1 protein-coding gene and 3 pseudogenes are annotated in these 2,427 nt (G+C 66.0%); all 4 read right to left on the bottom strand.

What is annotated here, in order from left to right; all coding sequences use genetic code 11:
• Window positions 1–363, bottom strand: a pseudogene (locus VGH54_RS00640) (DNA alkylation response protein); the annotation flags it as partial.
• A gap of 83 nt (window positions 364–446) precedes the next feature.
• Window positions 447–1,007: pseudogene (locus VGH54_RS00635) on the bottom strand (alpha/beta hydrolase family esterase); the annotation flags it as partial.
• 1 nt (window position 1,008) lies between these two features.
• Complete coding sequence (locus VGH54_RS00630; protein WP_331510009.1) at window positions 1,009–1,767, bottom strand: deoxyribonuclease IV; 759 nt, start codon at window positions 1,765–1,767, stop codon at window positions 1,009–1,011.
• A gap of 78 nt (window positions 1,768–1,845) precedes the next feature.
• Window positions 1,846–2,427, bottom strand: a pseudogene (locus VGH54_RS00625) (DNA-directed RNA polymerase subunit beta'); the annotation flags it as partial.

Genomic DNA, 2,427 nt, shown 5'->3' with positions numbered 1-2,427 from the left:
CCAGACGCTGGTCTTGGCGGCGCGCACCACGTGCGCGCCCGGCCGGTCGTCGGCCCACGGCGCGGCGTGCAGTCCATGCTCGAGCGCGACCCGCATCAGCTCGTGGTAGGCCGGGTCGTATTCGACCTCGTCGATGCGGTGACCGTAGCGGTCGTGGGTGCGCAGGATGGGCCGGTTGCGCTGGGCCAACTCGCCCCAGCGTTGGGCCTGCCGGGAACCGGAAATGGCGCCGACCGCGGTCACCTCGTCCAGGCCCCACTGCCCTCCTTCGCGGATCAGCGCCTCGATGAGAACCGGCGACGATGCCGGGTTGTGCTCCTCCAGCAGCGGGACCTGGTTGATGACGCCATGAGTGTCTGGCATGCCACTAATGTTACATTTTTTCTACAACCGCACAAGACGTGTAATGCTCAGCGGGAATGGCCGGCGAAGAACTCCCACAGCGCCATGACCGACAACGGGTGTGGCGACCGGCACGGGTCCAGCTGTGTGCCGGCCACCGGGCCGATCGCGGCGAACAGTGTGGTGTTGCAGGCCAGCGTGTACGACATCATGGCGCCGTTACTCATGCCCGTGGCATACACGCGAGAGGCGTCGATGCTGACATTCTTTCTGACGTCGGCGACGGCCGCGGTGACAAACGCAACGTCGTCGATATTCTGCCGGGCGGGCTTGCCGCAGCAGCCTCCGCCGTCGACGTTCCAGGCCCGCTTGATGCCGTCGGGATAGGCAACGACGAACTTCGACGAATCGGCCAATTGATCCCAGCCGTAAGATCTTTCGGCCTGGTCGGCGCTGCCGAAACCACCGTGCAGCACGACGACCAGGCCCGCCGGCGCGGACAGCCCCGAAGGCTTGTGCAGCCGATACACCCGATCCCGTCCGCCGAGGCTGATGGTGTGGATGCTGGTGCCCTCGATGAAGCCCGACGGTGGCGTTGGGTGCAGGACGGCGCAGCTCGCGACAACCAGCACGACGCCCAGCAGCGTCGCGACCCGACGAAGCATCTCAGGCGCTCGTCTTCTCCCGCAGGAATGCGATGTCGTCTTTGCGCCCCTCGTCGGCGGTCTCGCAGATCACCGGTGCATCCGCGGCCTTCACCACCGCGACCAGCAATTCGGGATCGATCTGCCCGGTGCCGAAGTTCGCGTGCCGGTCGCGGCCCGAACCTGCCGAATCCTTGGAGTCGTTGCAGTGCATCAAGTCGATGCGACCGGTGATGCCCTTGATCCGGTCGACGGAGTCGACCAGCGCCTCCCCCGCCGCCCAGGCGTGGCAGGTGTCGAGGCAGAAGCCGATTCCCTTGTCGCCGATGACATCCCAGAGCCGCGCGATGGTCTCGAAGTGGCGGGCCATCGCGTGATCTCCGCCGGCGGTGTTCTCGAGGTACACCGGGACCTTGGTTTCCAGCTGGTCGAGCGCCTTACCCCAACGCTGGAACCCCTCGACGAGGTCGGTGTCGTCGGAGACGTGGCCGCCGTGCACGATGACTGCGGCGGCGCCGATCTGAGCCGCCGCATCGCAGGTGTCCTGCAGGATCTTGCGCGACGGGATCCGCACCCGGTTGTTCGCCGAGGCGACGTTGATCAGGTAGGGCGCGTGGACGTAGATCGGCAGGGCCGCGGCCTTGAGTTCCGCGGCGTCGTCACGCGGTTTGGGCGCCTTCCAGCTCTGCGGGTTGCCGAGAAAGATCTGCACGACATCGGCATTCTCGGCCGCGGCCGCGGCCAGCGGATCCTGGGGGCTGACATGTGAACCGATAAGCACGTCGCCAGTCTAGTGAGGGAGCCGGACACGGATACGAAAAAGCCCCGGGGCACACCCGGGGCTTTTTCGATTGTTGACTTACCGGTAGTCGGAGTAGCCGTAGTCGTCCAGCGGAACCGCGGCTCCGGTGGCCTGACCGAAGTCCGGGCTGTAGTACTGATCCTCGTAGGACGGGATCGTGTACGCCGCAGCACGGGCTTCCTCGGTCGGCTGCACCTGGATGTTGCGGTACCGGTTGATACCGGTACCGGCCGGGATCAGCTTTCCGATGATCACGTTCTCCTTCAGACCGTTGAGCTTGTCGCTGCGGCAATTGATCGCCGCATCGGTCAGCACTCGCGTGGTCTCCTGGAACGACGCCGCACTCAGCCACGAGTCGGTGGCCAGCGACGCCTTCGTGATACCCATCAGCACCGGACGACCGGCAGCGGGCTCGCCGCCTTCGGCCACCACCCGGCGGTTGGACGCCTCGAACTCGGCACGGTCGATCAGCGAGCCGGGCAGGAACTCCGTCGAGCCCGAGTCGATGATGGTCACCCGGCGCAGCATCTGCCGGATGATCACCTCGATGTGCTTGTCGTGGATGGACACACCCTGCGCCCGGTACACCTTCTGGACTTCGTCCACCAGGTGCAGCTGGGCTTCGCGCGGACCCATGAC

Source organism: Mycobacterium sp. (assembly GCF_036488105.1).
Classification (GTDB): Bacteria; Actinomycetota; Actinomycetes; order Mycobacteriales; family Mycobacteriaceae; genus Mycobacterium.
This window is presented reverse-complemented; position numbering and strand designations above follow the sequence as displayed.